Raw genomic sequence first — 15,091 nt, 5'->3', positions numbered from 1 at the left:
ACGTCCTCTTTTTTATATTTAGCTAAGCTCAGCGCGAAGGCTAGCAAGCAATGATTGTGTTTCTGGGCGCACGCCGCGCCATAGGTAAAATGCTTCGGCCGCCTGCTCAACTAACATGCCCAAGCCATCACGACGACGACTAATGTTTTGCTCGCGCGCCCACGCTAAAAAAACCGTGTCGAAGCCGTACATCATGTCATAAACCGCGCTAGATGCTCGATACCAGCTGTCATGCAGCGCGATAGTTTTGCCCTGCAAGCTGGCACTGGTGGCATTAATAATGACGTCATAGCTGACGCTATCATTGGCTCGCTCTAGCTCAGAGTTGGCCACAGTGCTCATTGAGCCAAGGCCAGCAAAAGCCAAGGCCAGCCGATCAGCTTTTGCCAAGGTTCGGTTGGCAATGCACAAATGCGCCACGCCAGCGGCCAACAAAGGCCCGACCACACCGGCCGCGGCACCGCCAGCGCCAAGCAGTAATACACGTTGCCCTGCCAGCGACCAGCCAGCATTTTCTGCTATATCGCGAACAAGGCCAGCGCCGTCGGTATTATCGCCGCGCACTTGCCCATCGGACATTACGCTTAGAGTATTTACCGCGCCGGCCTGTTGCGCACGCTCGCTTAATTGGTCACACAGCGCCAAGGCTTCTTGCTTAAATGGCACGGTGATATTGGCGCCACGGCCGCCGCGCGCGCGCAGCTCAACCCAGGTTTTCTCAAGGCCATCTAGCGGTGCTAATAGCGCCTCATAACTCATGCGTTGACTAGTCGCCTTGGCAAAGGCGGCATGAATGCGCGGCGATTTGCTGTGCTCAATGGGGTGGCCAATGACCGCATACTGATCTATTTCGCTCATGCGCTTACCCAATCTTTTGGCGTTAAGAAATCACTTAGCAAGCGCGACTCAACGCTGCCTGGCTCGGGCTGATGCTCATAGCGCCAGCTCACCGCAGCCGGTAGCGACATCAAAATAGACTCGGTGCGACCGCCGCTTTGCAGACCAAATAAGGTGCCGCGATCCCACACTAGGTTGAACTCGACATATCGACCGCGACGAATCAGCTGAAATTCGCGCTCACGCTCACCAAAAGGCGTGTCTTTACGCCGCGCTAAAATCGGCTCATAGGCGGGCAAGTAGCCATCGCCGACACTTCTCATTAAGGCAAAGGCTTGCTCAAAACTGCCGGCCTGCCAGTCATCAAAAAAGAGACCGCCAATGCCGCGCTGCTCATCGCGATGTTTTAAATAGAAGTAGTCATCGCACCAGCTTTTAAAGCGCGGGTAAATTTCGTCGCCAAATGGTTCGCAGGCGGCTTTTGCCGTTTGATGCCAATGCACACAATCTTCCTCAAAGCCGTAGTAGGGCGTGAGATCAAAGCCGCCGCCAAACCACCACACCGGCTCAGCACCATCGGCTTCGGCGACAAAAAATCGTACGTTGGCGTGCGAAGTGGGCGCGTAAGGGTTGCTCGGATGAATCACCAAGGACACGCCCAGCGCCTGAAAGCTGCGGCCAGCGAGCTCAGGGCGATGCGCAGTAGCCGAGGCGGGCAGACTTTCGCCCGAGACGTGAGAAAAGTTCACGCCACCTTTTTCGATGACATTGCCAAACTCCAGCACGCGAGTGCGGCCGCCGCCAGCCAAGCGCTCGCCAGGGCCGCGCTGCCAGCTATCTTCGCTAAAAGCTTTGCCGTCAATCGCGCTCAAGCCATCACAAATACGATCTTGTAAGTCCAGCAGGTAGTTTTTTACGGCCTCAATATTTGGTGCCGCTGTTTCAGACGCAGACATGCTCACTCCTAAGCGCTCGCGCGCAACACGCGCTGGCTAATTAAATCGCGAATTTCGCTGGGGCGTTTAGCGCCTGAAACGTGGCCTGGCACAATGGCATCAAGCTCACCACCTAAGCGCAGATGCACTTGTAATGCAGTTTTGCAGGCGGGCTGGCAGCTAAGATTGGCGCTGGTCGAAACCAATGGACCGCCCCACGCTCGGCATAGTTGCTGCACGCCGGCATGCGCACTAACGCGCATCGCCAAAGTTTCGTGCTCGCCGCGCAGCCATCGCGGAATATGCTCAGAGACCGGCACTAGCCATGTCACCGGCCCCGGCCAGCGGCTTTGCATCAATAGTCTTTGCTCAGGCGTGACGCGACCTAGCAATGGCTCAAGCTGTGCCATATCGGCGGCAATCAAAATCAAACCTTTTTGCCAAGGCCGCTGCTTTATCGCCAATAATCGACTCACTGCCTGCTCCGACCACGGATCGCACCCCAAGCCCCACACCGACTCGGTGGCATAGGCGATCACGCCATCGTGAGCCAACGCATCTATAGCGTGCTTTAGCGGAAATAATGCGGCCTGCGCCATCGATGCATCTCTAGTAGTTGGGAGCACAGAGTTTAGCATGCAGACGAACGCGGATTTTGATCTGCGTCAGGGCGCCACGCGTTGATAGCCTCCAGATACCGCCTCCAGCCAACCCATAACTTCGAGCTCGCCAAGCAAAGCCAGCAATTGGCCCATAGGCATAGATTGAGCTTGTGCTAAATCATCAACGCTATATGACGACCAATCTAAGCTGTCGCGAAGGTTTGCCGCCGCTGCACTGGGCTCGCGCCGCACATCGGCCGTTGCCGACAAAGCCCGAGAGGGTGCTTCGACCTCTAAGCCAAACCATTGCTGAATTCGTGGCACGACATCCTCCAAGACATGCGCGCTGCCCTCTACTAGCACGGCTTTATTGTCGCGGATGAGCTGATGACATCCTCTATACTGCAACTGATCTATCGGCCCCGGCACGGCCCAAATATCGCGAGCTAAATTGCCAGCAGCCTTCGCCGTGCTTATCGAACCGCTGTTTGGCCCGGCTTCGACCACCAATACGCCTAGGCTTAAAGCTGCAATTACCTTGTTGCGCCGAGGAAAGTGATATTTTTTCGCAGGCGTGCGCGGGACAAACTCGGAAATAATTAAGCCGCCATGAGCAATAATGTCATCGGCCAAACCACGATGCTGCGGCGGATAAATGCAATCTAAGCCAGCGCCCAAAACGGCAATAGTTTTGCCGCCTGCAGCCAGCGCGCCTTTATGCGCAGCACCATCGATACCGCTAGCTAAACCACTAGTGATGGCAATGCCCGCCTGCGCCAAATCATTAGCTACTGCAGAGGCCATGCGTAGGCCGCGCGCTGTGGCGGCACGACTGCCGACTATCGCTACCTGTGGCAGGCCTAACAGGGCTTCATCGCCACGATAAAACAGCAAAGGCGGGCGTTCCGCTTCGCTGCAACGCTTTAAGCCCTGCGGCCAATGCACAAGATCATCGGCTAAATTGTCCAGCCACAAGCCACTGCCAGGCAGCTCAAGCCAGCGGCAAGCATGTTGCCATTGCGCATACACGGCTTCTGCTTCGCGACCATCAGGCCAGGCTCGACACACAGCCTCCATTTCTGGATTCAAGCGTAAACTGGCGTCTGCGCGCTGCAATAAAGCCATGCCGTGTTCTGGGCTTTTCGCCAAGGCTAACCAATGCCGATAGCGCTTAGCCTGCTGATCCAGCATGAGATACGCCGCAATATAAATCGCAGCATCGCCATCCATGGCCATAGACAACTCCTTTGCAGCCGCAGTAAACGCTTGGCACTGAGTCGCACCTGAGCGTTTTGCAGCCTATAATAGCGGCACGATGTTTAACCTCACCTTTAGGTGTAGCTGCGTTGCGCACTGATTGCCAACTGCCGGAGTAAATAAATGGCGTTGCTTCCCATTTTAGAGTTTCCCGATCCACGCCTGCGCACGGTTGCTAAGCCCGTGGCCGAAGTCACTGACGAAATTCGTCAGCTCGTTAAAGACATGCTGGAAACTATGTATGCCGCGCCAGGTATTGGTCTTGCGGCATCGCAAGTTGACCGCCACATTCGCTTATTAGTGCTTGATATAAGTGAAGATCAGTCGAAGCCGCAGGTGTTTATTAACCCAACGTTTGAGCCTATTTCAGCTGAAACTAAGGCCTACGATGAAGGCTGTCTGAGTATTCCTGGCTTCTATGAAAGCGTCGAACGCCCAGACTTAATTCGCGTCAGCGCGCTGGACTTACAAGGCCAGCCACAGACGACCGAGGCCGATGGCCTGCTTTCAGTCTGCATCCAACATGAAATCGACCATCTCGATGGCAAGCTGTTTGTTGACTATATTTCGACCTTAAAGCGCAATCGCATCAAGGCCAAGCTTGAAAAGCTGCACAAATCCCGCGACTAACACACGAGTACCCATTGGAAAGCCACTTACGCATCGTCTTTGCAGGAACCCCCGAATTTGCCGCAGAAAGTCTGCGCGCACTCCTGCAGGGACATCATGATGTCATCGCCGTTTACACCCAACCTGATCGCCCTTCGGGTCGTGGTCGAGCCTTAAAACCCAGCGCCGTTAAAGAGCTAGCCTTGTTGCGGGAAATTCCCGTGTTGCAACCGCTTAGCCTAAAAGACGCCGATGCACAGGCCGAGCTCGCTGCCCTAAAGCCAGACCTGATGGTTGTCGCCGCCTATGGACTGATACTGCCGCCCGATGTGCTGGCGATACCACGCTTAGGTTGCATCAATGTTCATGCCTCATTACTGCCACGCTGGCGCGGTGCCGCACCCATTCAGCGCGCAATTTTGGCTGGCGACAATGAAACCGGCATTACCATTATGCAAATGGATGTTGGCCTCGACACTGGTGCCATGTTGGCGAAAGCCTCATGTCCAATTTCACTGCGCGACACTGGCGCCAGCCTTCATGACCGTCTAGCTTTATTAGGCGGCGACGCGCTACTTGGCGTTGTCGACAGCTTGCACGATGGCGAAGAGCTGATACCCGAGGCTCAAGATAATGCCTTGGCGACCTATGCCGCCAAACTTAGCAAAGAAGAAGCGCTCATTGATTGGCAGCAAAGTGCCGAAGTCATCGAGCGCAATATTCGTGCGTTTAACAATGTGCCGGTGGCTCATACGCTATTACATGGCGAGCCGGTGCGTGTTTGGCAGGCACGCGTATTAGCTGATGACATCAGCGTAGAAACACCAGGTACTATTTTACGCGCCGACAAACACGGCCTCGCTGTGGCTTGTGGCGATGGCAATGTGCTATTGATCGAAACGCTACAACTGGCCGGCGGCAAGGCCTTACCCATCGCGCAACTGCTTAATGCCAAGCGCGATACCCTAAGCCCCCAAACGGTATTTGGTCTATGAGTTCGCTATCGGCAAAAACGCATCAAAGTGTACGCCACGGTAGCACCGGAAAACGCCAACTCGGCGTGCGTGCACTGGCAGCACAAGCTTTAGCTCCAGCCTTAGCTGGCGAGCGCTCTTTAAGTGCAACATTGCCCGGCGCACAAAAACTCTGTCGCGGCGAAGATATTGGCCTACTGCAAGAGCTAGTGCAGGGCACCGCGCGTTTTGCAATTTATTACCGCACGCTAATCAAGCCGCTGTTGCAGCGCGCAACCAAAGACTCTGAAGTCGAAGCTTTATTATTAATCGGTGCGCATCAGCTGTTGGCCATGCGTATTCCCGATCATGCTGCGCTCGCCGAAACTGTTGAGGCTGCACGCCAACTCGGCATGGAGAAGCTCACCGGCTTTATCAATGGTGTGCTGCGTAGTTTGCAGCGTCGTGAAGCCGAGCTGGTGCATGCCGCCAGTGTTCAACGTCATGCTCATCCGGCATGGCTGCTGCGTGCAATCCAGGCTGACTGGCCCATCGAAGCCAACGACATTATCGAGGCCAATAACAGCTCAGCGCCAATTTGCCTGCGCGTTAATCGCCTGCGTTATAGCCGTAGTGAACTGCTCGTTGAGCTTATTGAAGATGGTTTACCGCTAGAGCCAACGCGCTTTTCGCCCGAAGGTCTGCGCTTAATCGAGCCACTGCCTATTCATAACCTGCCCGCGCTCGCCTCTGGTGCGCTGTCGGTGCAGGATGAAGCCGCGCAGTTAGCCGCATTATTGCTCAACCCAAAAGCCGGCGAGCGCGTGCTAGATGCCTGCGCCGCACCTGGTGGCAAAACCGCGCATTTGCTCGAGCTGATGCCCGATATGGCGCATCTCGTTGCCATCGATAACGACGCTGAGCGCCTACGCCGCGTGCAAGATAATATCGAGCGCGTGACCTTGGCTAGCGAAGACCCATTGCCGGTGGATATCGACACCATTTGTGCCGATGCTAGCGATATTAGCAGCTGGTGGGATGGCCAAACCTTCGATGCCATTTTGCTCGATGCGCCGTGCACTGCCACTGGCGTTATTCGCCGCCATCCAGACATTAAGTTGCTGCGCCGCGCCACCGATGTTGCACAAACCACGGCCATTCAGGCGCGCCTGCTAAATATGCTGTGGAAAACGCTGCGTCCGGGCGGCCGCCTTTTATATGTCACCTGCTCATTGCTCAAAGCCGAAAACGAAGATCAAATCATCACTTTCTTAAAACGCACCCCAGATGCCAAGTCGATTCCGCTAGAGAAGTCAGGTGAAATGCCCGGCCAATGGCGCCCAGAAGGCCGTCAGTTACTGCCGGAAATCGACGGTCACGATGGTTTCTATTACGCGATGCTCATTAAGAAATGATCCTAGACTTACTGCCCGGCTTTATCAATGCCGCCTTTATCCGTGATCTGCTGATCACGGGGGTTTACTTTGTCGTGCTGATGTCGATCCGCTTCGGCATTGGTCACACAATTTTAAAGCGTGAAAGCCTAGAACCTGAGATGAAGCGACGCTGGCTAGTGTCCGTGCGAAACATCATTTTTATTCTATTTTTGCTCGGCTTAGCGCTTATTTGGGCGCGCGAAATTGAAACCGTAGCAGTGTCCATGGTGGCGGTGGCTGCGGCACTCGTACTAGCCACACGCGAGATGATTTTGTGCCTATTGGGCGCGCTTTATCGCAGCAGTACCAATGCCTATAGCATCGGCGACCGCATCGAAATTAATGGCCTAAAAGGCCAAGTAATTGATACCGACATGCTGTCGACAACAGTTATTGAGGTCACTCAGGCTAGCGTCACTAAGGGCAGCGTTGGTCGAGTCGTGACTATTCCGAATAGTCAGCTACTCACTCAGTCGGTGTTTAACGCGAGTCGATTGGGCCGATTCGGCATGTATACCGTGGTTGTGCAGCTGCCTAGAAATGTCGACTGGCAAGCTGCTGAAGCCGTCATGCTGCAAGTGGCACGTGATGAAATTGGCCGCTATGCCGGCGACTTAGTTAAGCATGCACGTGAGTTGCAGCGCCAACATGGGCTTGGTGTGCCGCTATTGACTCCGCGCTTACGAGTTGCTCTTCATAACTTTGAATACACCGAACTGCAGCTATATCTGCCGGTGCCAATTAATGAAGAGTTTGAGATAGAACAGAAGGTCGTTCGCGCAGTAGCGGCGGTTACCTTCGCATCAGCCCAAAAGCACTATCCAGCTCATTACAAGCCGGATAGTGCAGGCTAAGTCGGCTTAGCGACCTAAGATGTCGCGAGCAACCACTTCTTTCATGATCTCGCTGGCGCCGCCGTAGATGCGCTGAATCCGCGCGTCAACATAGGCGCGAGCCACGGGATATTCCATCATATAGCCGTAACCACCATGCATCTGTAAGCAGGCATCGGCAACGCGGCCTTGCAGCTCAGTGGTGTAGAGCTTCACGGCTGCACCGGTTGGAATGTCCAACTTGCTATCAGCATGTAAGTCCACGCAGTTATTCACGAAAGCGCGAGCGGCCAAGATATCGGTTTTGCAGGTCGCCAGCGTGAAGCGCGTGTTTTGCAATTGCGCCAATGGTTTGCCGAACGCCTTACGCTCTTGCACATAGGCGATGGTGTCTTCGAGCACACCTTCCGATGCGGCAACAGCGATCACCGCAATGTTCAAGCGCTCACGTGGCAGCTCATTCATCATATAAGCGAAACCTTTGCCTTCCTGACCTAGCAGGCAATCAACTGGCACGCGCACGTTATCCATGAACATTTCTGATGTGTCTTGCGATTGCAGACCCATTTTTTCTAACTTTTTGCCTTTGTTGAAGCCGGGCAGGGAAGTGTCCATCAGCAGCAATGACACGCCTTTGGCGCCCGCGCTGGGGTCAGTTTTCACAGCCATGATGACGATGTCGGCGTGCTGACCGTTGGAGATGAATGTTTTCGAGCCATTCACCACGTAATGGTCGCCATCGAGCACAGCGCTAGTACGAATGCCGGCGAGGTCGGAGCCTGCGCCTGGCTCGGTCATGCCGATAGCAGCCACGGCTTCGCCTGAGGCCATGCGTGGCAGCCAGTAATCTTTAATTGCCTGTGAGCCTAAATGCTCAACATACGGTGCGCAAATGTCGGAGTGCACGCTAACGCCAGTGGCTAGCGATGACAGGCCCATTTTTGCCATTTCGTTAAGAATGACCATTGAATACTGGAATGGCACGCCGACGCCGCCGTATTGTTCAGGCTGATCAACGCAAAGCAGGCCATTTTCACCGAGCTTGTTCCAAAACTCGCGCGGCATCCATGCGTCTTTTTCCCACTGCTCGTAATGCGGGTGAATTTCGTTTGCCAAAAAGCGCTTCACATTGTCGCGAAACAGTTCCAGCTCGGCGGTATCAATAGTGGCCATCGTCATTTTCTCTCTAAAGTGGAGGTCATTTTCAATTCGTTGCGCATTTTATGTCATTTACTGAGCAATCGGTACCATGCCACAGCCCTTGGTCAACAGCCCAATCCACCCACGCGCTACACTGCGTGCAGACTATTTATCGGATGAACTTCTATGACAACCCAGACTTGGCCCACATTACTCGATGACTTGCGCGCACAGAATACTGCGTTTTCTACCGTCATTGCCTGGATAAACCAACACTACAGCTACACGCCTTGTGCTTTCAGCAATGGCGCAGCTAACAATGCCGCTGGCGAAAACGAAGGCGCATGTCGCGTTTTCGCATTTGCCCAGCTAAACAAGATGTCCGAGCAAGATACTTTGCTGTGTTTTGCCGAGCATTACACTGCTGTTTTAGCCACACCAAATGGCAGTGATCACGCCAATATTCGCGCCTTCATGAGCACCGGTTGGACCGGCATTCGCTTCGATGGTGTTGCAATGGTCGCGAAAAACTAATGTAAACCATTTGTAACTGCTCGCGTTTTGCTTAAACACACGCTCTACACATCTGAGGATTTTATGAAACGTACTGCCCTAGTTGCTGCCTTATTAGTTGCCACCACCAGCGCTTATGCTCTTGATGCCCGTATCAACACCGGCCTACAGCTTGCCGGCGTAAGCACACAAGCCGAAGCTGGTGCCTCCGTTGACCTAAAAGCCCAAAAGGATGCAGCCAAGCAAGGCGCTACCTCAGCTCGCGATAACGCCATTAACGCTGGCCTAGCCGGTGTCGCTAGCGGTAAATCCGCTGCTGAAAGTGGTCATGCTGCTGCCGATGCTGCCAAAGCTTCTGGCACAGCCGCAGTCAACGATGCCAAGGCGCAAGCCGAAGCAAAGCTTGGCACAGCTCAAGCATCCGTTGCCGGCTATAAGCAAAATGCAGAATTGCAGATTGGCGCAAATGATCGCGTCGCCTTAGCCAAGCACTTCGCTAGCGGTACAGCGACTAGCAAGCTCATGGGCAAAATGCTCGGCAGCAGCGATGCTAACGCACCAGCAGCCGGCTATGAGTCCAAACTGGTACTGGGCGCTAAGCTCGACAGCAGTGTTGCAAAGTCGGCCGTCGAAGTTGATGCCAGCTCGGTGAAAAAACTAAGCACACAGCCTAAAGGCACTAAGCTGCTAAAAGTTGGCGATCATATTGTTCGTGTCGATGCGAAAACCAATGTGGTTGTTGCCGTAGCCGCTATCAGCCCTAAATAAGCTGTCGCCGCTAAAGCGCTAAGATTGTCTTAGCGCGATGCAAAAAGGGCCAATGCCTTCACCGGCATTGGCCCTTTTTTGTGCCTATTGAACCTGCCTCAGCTATACTTCTGCGTTCTTTTGCAGCGCAATTTACTCACTGCTGCCAGACGACGTTAGGAATAGCTCATGAGCGATACCGCACAACCCATCCAAACTTTTCAAGGCCTTATTTTAGCGCTGCAGAGCTACTGGGCAGAGCAGGGCTGCTGCGTGCTGCAGCCTTATGACATGGAAATGGGTGCGGGCACGTTTCATACCGCGACATTTTTACGCGCCATTGGGCCTGAGGCATGGCATGCCGCCTACGTGCAGCCATCGCGCCGCCCAGCCGATGGCCGCTATGGCGAAAACCCCAATCGCTTACAGCACTATTACCAGTTCCAAGTGGTGTTGAAGCCAAATCCACCAAATATCCAAGACCTGTATTTAAACTCGCTACGCCATATCGGCATTGACCCTACTGTGCACGATATCCGCTTTGTCGAAGACAACTGGGAGTCACCAACACTGGGCGCGTGGGGCTTGGGCTGGGAAATTTGGCTCAATGGCATGGAAGTCACCCAGTTCACTTATTTTCAGCAAGTCGGTGGCCTAGAGTGCTACCCAGTTACGGGGGAAATCACCTACGGCCTTGAGCGCTTAGCTATGTATTTACAGGGCGTCGACTCGGTGTACGACTTGGTCTGGACCGATGGCCCATTCGGCAAAGTCACCTATGGCGATGTCTTCCATCAAAACGAAGTTGAGCAATCGACCTATAACTTCGAACACGCCAATATTGACGAGCTGTTTAAGCTGTTCGATCTTTACGAGTCAGAATCCAACCGCATCATGGCGCTGAAACTGCCCTTACCGGCTTATGAGTTTGTCTTGAAAGCCTCACACACCTTCAACTTGCTAGATGCGCGCCGTGCGATTTCGGTCACAGAACGCCAACGCTTTATTTTGCGTGTCCGCGCATTGGCTCGCGCTGTGGCACAGAGCTATTTTGACTCACGCGCAGCGCTAGGCTTTCCACTTGCCGATCCCGCTTTACGAGCAGAAGTGATGGCCACCATCGATGCCCAGGTAGCAACAGCAGGGGAGAAGCAGGCATGAGCCATCCATCCGTTTTGTTTGAATTAGGCGGCGAAGAGCTGCCACCCAAGTCTTTATTAACGCTCGCCACTGCTTTGCGTGATGGCGTTGAGCAAGGCCTCAAAAGCAAAGGCCTAGAGTTTTCTGGCATACGCTTTTTTGCTGCACCGCGCCGATTAGGTTTAATCATCGATTCTTTAGCACCGCAACAACCAGATCGTGAAGTTCGCGCCGATGGTCCACCGGTCAAAGCCGCCTTCACTGCCGATGGACAACCTACGCCTGCCGCACTTGGATTTGCTCGTAAAAATGGCGTTGAAGTTGCCGACCTAGATGCTACGGGTGAAAAGCTTCGTCTAGTACGCACTGTAAAAGGCGAGGCTGCTGCCGACTTGCTAGCTGGCATTTTTGAGCTGGCCATTAAGCAACTGCCGATTGCCAAACGTATGCGTTGGGGCAGTAGCCGTGTCGAATTTGTTCGCCCCATGCATTGGCTGGTGTTGCTTTACGGCGATGCCGTGGTGCCAGCCTCTGTGCTCGGCCTCGATAGTGGCCGCACTAGCTTTGGCCATCGCTTTCACCACCCAGCAGCTGTAGAGCTTGCACATGCCGATGATTACGTTGAAGCCATGCGCTCAGCGCACGTGCTTGCTGACTTCTCTGAGCGCCGCACGCAGATTCAGGGCGTAGTTAACGACCTTGCGACGCAAGCCGGTGGCCGCGCGTTAATGCCCGATGCTCTGCTTGATGAAGTCACCGCCTTGGTGGAATGGCCAGTGCCATTGGTTTGCAGCTTTGAAGAACGCTTTTTGAGCGTGCCGCAGGAAGCGCTAATTTCCACCATGCAGGACAACCAGAAATACTTCTGCTTAGTCGATGCCAATGATCAGCTCATGGCGCGTTTCATCACCGTGGCCAATATCGACTCTACGGATCCAGAAATGATCATTTCTGGTAATGAGAAAGTGGTGCGCCCACGCTTAACCGATGCCGAGTTCTTTTTCAGCCAAGATAAAAAGGTCACGCTTGCCGAGCGCAATGAACGCCTCAAGCAAGTCGTGTTTCAAGCGCAGCTCGGCACAGTTTTCGCCAAAGCCGAGCGCGTATCGACATTGGCCGGGCATATCGCAGGGCTCATCGGTAGTGATGTTGCCTCTGCAGAGCTCGCCGGCAAGCTCTGCAAGTCCGACTTAGCTAGCGAAATGGTCAGCGAATTCCCAGAGCTGCAAGGCATCGCGGGCTACCATTACGCGCGCCATGAAGGCCTTGCCAATGATGTTGCGCTGGCACTCAACGAGCAGTATTTGCCACGCTTCTCTGGCGATACCTTGCCAACGACGGCTACCGGCGCTGCAGTGTCATTGGCCGACAAGCTCGACACATTGACTGGTTTATTTGGCATCGGCCAACCACCGACCGGCTCGAAAGACCCATTTGCATTGCGCCGTGCGGCGTTAGGTGTTCTACGCATATTGATTGCAGGTGACTACCGCATTGATTTACGCGAACTAGTCGCCACAGCCGTCGCTCAACACGGCTCGGCGGTTACTCAAGTCAACGCCGCCGAAGATGTCTTTAGCTTTCTGCTAGGGCGTTATCGCGCCATGTTCGAAGAGCAGGGCGTCAGCGCCGAAGTTATTGCCGCTGTGCAAGCCTGCCAACCTACTGTAGCGGGCGATGTTGCTCGCCGCGTGCAGGCAGTGGCAGCGTTTAGTGGCCTGCCTGAGGCCACCGCCTTGGCTGCGGCTAACAAGCGCGTGGCCAACATCTTAGCTAAAGAATCTTCGGTTTCTGGCTCAGTTGATAGTGCACTTTTACAAGAGCCTGCCGAACAAGACTTGGCAGCCCAGCTCGATGCCTTACAGGCACGCCTGGCACCGCTTTATGCCTCCGGCGATTATGGCCAAGCATTAAGCCTGCTCGCTACCTTACGTGAACCAGTGGATGCCTTCTTCGATAATGTCATGGTCAATGCCGACGATGCCGCTATCCGCCTAAACCGTTTACGCCTGCTCAACCAACTGCGCGCGCTGTTCTTACGCGTGGCCGACATCTCGCTGCTAAGCTAAAAACCTGGGCAGCTATCGTCGCAATAGATTATAGCTGCCCAAATTGGCTCTGGCCGATTGTCCGATATGCCGGACGCTCAGCTTAAAACTGCCAATGACCCAAGCTCGCTTTATGCGTATAAGTTAGTGGTGTTCAACTAACTTGAGTGATTACGCCATGCCAGCTTACAAGGCCCCTCTGCGCGATATGCGCTTCCTCATGAACGAAGTCTTTGATTACCCAAAGCACTACGCAAATTTACCCGGCGGTGAAGACGCGACGCCTGATATGGTCGACGCGATCTTGGATGAGTGTGCGAAGTATTGCGAAGAAGTACTCGCGCCAATCAACCAATCCGGCGACGAAGAAGGCTGCCATTTTGCCGATGGCGAAGTCACTACGCCGAAAGGCTTCAAAGAAGCTTACAACCAGTATGTTGCAGGCGGCTGGCAAGGCCTGAACTATCCAGCTGAATTTGGCGGCCAAGGCCTGCCTATGTCCATGGGCTTGTTAAAAGCCGAAATGATGGGCACAGCAAACTGGTCGTTCACCATGTATCCGGGCCTATCGTTAGGCTGCATGAACACAATCATGCTGCACGGCGATGAGCAACAAAAAGCCACTTTCATGCCAGCATTGGTCGAAGGCCGTTGGTTGGGCACCATGTGCTTAACTGAGCCACAATGCGGCACCGACTTGGGTCAAGTAAAAACCAAGGCTGAGCTTCAGGCCGATGGTAGCTATAAGCTCTCCGGCACGAAGATTTTCATCTCTGCTGGTGATCACGATCTATGTGAAAACATCATTCACATCGTGCTGGCTCGCCTTCCAGACGCGCCTCCTGGCACGCGTGGCATTTCCTTGTTCATCGTGCCTAAGTTCAATGTCGATGTTGAAGGCAATATGGGCGAGCGCAACCCCGTTACTGTTGGCTCCATCGAGCACAAAATGGGCATCCGCGCTTCGGCCACCTGCGTACTGAACTTCGATGGTGCAACTGGCTATTTGATTGGCCCGCCCAACAAAGGCCTTGAGTGCATGTTCACCTTCATGAACACCGCGCGTATCGGCACTGCCGTACAGGGCATTGCTCACGCTGAGCAATCATTCCAAGGCGCATTGCCATATGCCAAGGATCGTCGCTCGATGCGCGCGCTCACCGGCAAAAAAGAACCGGATCAAGTCGCCGACTCGCTGATTCATCACGCCGATGTCCGCCGCATGCTGCTGACACAAAAAGCCGTTGCTGAAGGCGGCCGCGCGATGATTTATTTTGCCGCTCAGCTTGCTGACAATATGGCTGTGGGTATCACCAACGGTGATAAAGAGCTCTATGACTTCTGGGACGACAAACTTGGCTTCTACACGCCAATTTTGAAAGGTGTATTGACTGAGCTAGGCCTTGAAGCTGCCAACCTCGGCATGCAAGTGTTTGGTGGCCACGGCTACATCAAAGAGCACGGCATGGAGCAGTACGCCCGCGACGCGCGCATCTCCACGCTGTATGAAGGCACTACCGGCATCCAAGCGCTGGATCTATTGGGCCGTAAGGTTCTTATTGGTTCACGTGGCAAAGTGGTTCGCGAGTTCACTGGCGATATCGCCAAGTTCTGCCGCGCCAACGTGGCAAACAGCTCAATGCGTCCATTCGTTTGGGAACTAACGAAGATCGCCACGCAGTGGAACTACCTGACAGTGCGCATCATGCTGCAAGCTCGTAAAGATCGCGACATGGTTGGTACTGCATCAAATGATTTCTTGATGTACTCAGGTTACGCCATGCTGGCTTACTTCTGGGCGAAAATGGCCGCAGTGGCTTTCGATAAACTAGAAAATGGTGGCGCTGAAGAGCCAGCATTCTATGAAGCGAAAATCCAAACCGCTGAGTTCTATTTCGACCGTATTTTGCCACGCACCAAAAGCCATGCCGAAGGCATGCTTAAGCCAACATCTTCAATCATGAAGATGAAGGCTGAGCACTTTAACTTTAACTAAGTTACTGAGCGTTTGAGCAGAAGGGGCTATGCCATAAGGTATAGC

The 15,091-nt window shown here is 54.0% G+C and carries 14 protein-coding genes; 9 read left to right on the top strand and 5 right to left on the bottom strand.

The features are described 5' to 3' along the window. Positions 1–18 precede the first annotated feature (18 nt). The 4 genes from aroE to dprA all read right to left on the bottom strand — a co-directional run bounded on the left by aroE (position 19) and on the right by dprA (position 3,610). Complete coding sequence (gene aroE / locus ACFQ0F_RS09930) at positions 19–858, bottom strand: shikimate dehydrogenase (RefSeq protein WP_379071674.1); 840 nt, start codon at positions 856–858, stop codon at positions 19–21. Further along, the gene (gene hemF, locus ACFQ0F_RS09925) at positions 855–1,793 is read right to left on the bottom strand and encodes an oxygen-dependent coproporphyrinogen oxidase (RefSeq protein ID WP_379071671.1); all 939 of its coding nucleotides are present in this window, start codon (positions 1,791–1,793) and stop codon (positions 855–857) included. The genes aroE and hemF overlap by 4 nt, the downstream gene beginning before the upstream one ends. 8 nt (positions 1,794–1,801) lie before the next feature. After that, positions 1,802–2,371 carry a Sua5/YciO/YrdC/YwlC family protein gene (locus ACFQ0F_RS09920; RefSeq protein WP_379071669.1) on the bottom strand — a complete coding sequence of 190 codons (570 nt, stop codon included), beginning with the start codon at positions 2,369–2,371 and terminating at the stop codon, positions 1,802–1,804. 66 nt (positions 2,372–2,437) lie between these two features. Continuing rightward, the gene (gene dprA / locus ACFQ0F_RS09915) at positions 2,438–3,610 is read right to left on the bottom strand and encodes a DNA-processing protein DprA (protein WP_379071666.1); all 1,173 of its coding nucleotides are present in this window, start codon (positions 3,608–3,610) and stop codon (positions 2,438–2,440) included. Positions 3,611–3,754: 144 nt separating this feature from the next. On the opposite strand from dprA, the gene def reads away from it, so the two are divergent. From def to ACFQ0F_RS09895, 4 genes are read left to right on the top strand one after another with little or no spacing between them, the layout of a single operon-like run. After that, positions 3,755–4,261: a peptide deformylase gene (def, locus tag ACFQ0F_RS09910; protein WP_340675854.1), complete on the top strand. Its 507-nt coding sequence runs from the start codon at positions 3,755–3,757 to the stop codon at positions 4,259–4,261. Positions 4,262–4,275: 14 nt separating this feature from the next. After that, positions 4,276–5,235, top strand: coding sequence for a methionyl-tRNA formyltransferase (gene fmt, locus ACFQ0F_RS09905; protein WP_340675855.1), 960 nt, complete (start codon positions 4,276–4,278; stop codon positions 5,233–5,235). Then, entirely contained in the window at positions 5,232–6,608 is a 1,377-nt protein-coding gene (gene rsmB / locus ACFQ0F_RS09900) for a 16S rRNA (cytosine(967)-C(5))-methyltransferase RsmB (RefSeq protein ID WP_379071661.1), read from the top strand. The genes fmt and rsmB overlap by 4 nt, the downstream gene beginning before the upstream one ends. Then, positions 6,605–7,483 (top strand): mechanosensitive ion channel domain-containing protein, encoded by an 879-nt coding sequence (locus ACFQ0F_RS09895; protein WP_379071658.1) that lies wholly within the window; start codon positions 6,605–6,607, stop codon positions 7,481–7,483. The genes rsmB and ACFQ0F_RS09895 overlap by 4 nt, the downstream gene beginning before the upstream one ends. Positions 7,484–7,489: 6 nt before the next feature. On the opposite strand, the gene ACFQ0F_RS09890 is transcribed toward ACFQ0F_RS09895, so the two are convergent. After that, positions 7,490–8,635, bottom strand: coding sequence for an acyl-CoA dehydrogenase family protein (locus tag ACFQ0F_RS09890; protein ID WP_379072171.1), 1,146 nt, complete (start codon positions 8,633–8,635; stop codon positions 7,490–7,492). Positions 8,636–8,788: 153 nt separating this feature from the next. Between ACFQ0F_RS09890 and ACFQ0F_RS09885 the strand changes: the two genes are divergently transcribed. From ACFQ0F_RS09885 to ACFQ0F_RS09865, 5 genes are all read left to right on the top strand, one after another. Further along, complete coding sequence (locus ACFQ0F_RS09885) at positions 8,789–9,136, top strand: HopJ type III effector protein (RefSeq protein ID WP_379071655.1); 348 nt, start codon at positions 8,789–8,791, stop codon at positions 9,134–9,136. Positions 9,137–9,199: 63 nt separating this feature from the next. Continuing rightward, entirely contained in the window at positions 9,200–9,883 is a 684-nt protein-coding gene (locus ACFQ0F_RS09880; RefSeq protein WP_340675859.1) for a hypothetical protein, read from the top strand. Positions 9,884–10,051: 168 nt separating this feature from the next. After that, positions 10,052–11,023 carry a glycine--tRNA ligase subunit alpha gene (gene glyQ, locus ACFQ0F_RS09875; RefSeq protein ID WP_379071650.1) on the top strand — a complete coding sequence of 324 codons (972 nt, stop codon included), beginning with the start codon at positions 10,052–10,054 and terminating at the stop codon, positions 11,021–11,023. After that, the gene (glyS, locus tag ACFQ0F_RS09870) at positions 11,020–13,071 is read left to right on the top strand and encodes a glycine--tRNA ligase subunit beta (RefSeq protein WP_379071647.1); all 2,052 of its coding nucleotides are present in this window, start codon (positions 11,020–11,022) and stop codon (positions 13,069–13,071) included. Before glyQ ends, glyS begins: the two co-directional genes overlap by 4 nt. Positions 13,072–13,228: 157 nt before the next feature. Next, complete coding sequence (locus ACFQ0F_RS09865; protein ID WP_340675862.1) at positions 13,229–15,046, top strand: acyl-CoA dehydrogenase C-terminal domain-containing protein; 1,818 nt, start codon at positions 13,229–13,231, stop codon at positions 15,044–15,046. The last annotated feature ends 45 nt before the right edge of the window (positions 15,047–15,091 follow it).

The organism is Paraperlucidibaca wandonensis (genome assembly GCF_042677145.1).
GTDB classification, from domain to species: domain Bacteria; phylum Pseudomonadota; class Gammaproteobacteria; order Pseudomonadales; family Moraxellaceae; genus Perlucidibaca; species Perlucidibaca wandonensis.
Note: the sequence above shows the minus strand (reverse complement) of the source record. Positions and strands in the feature narration are given on the sequence as shown.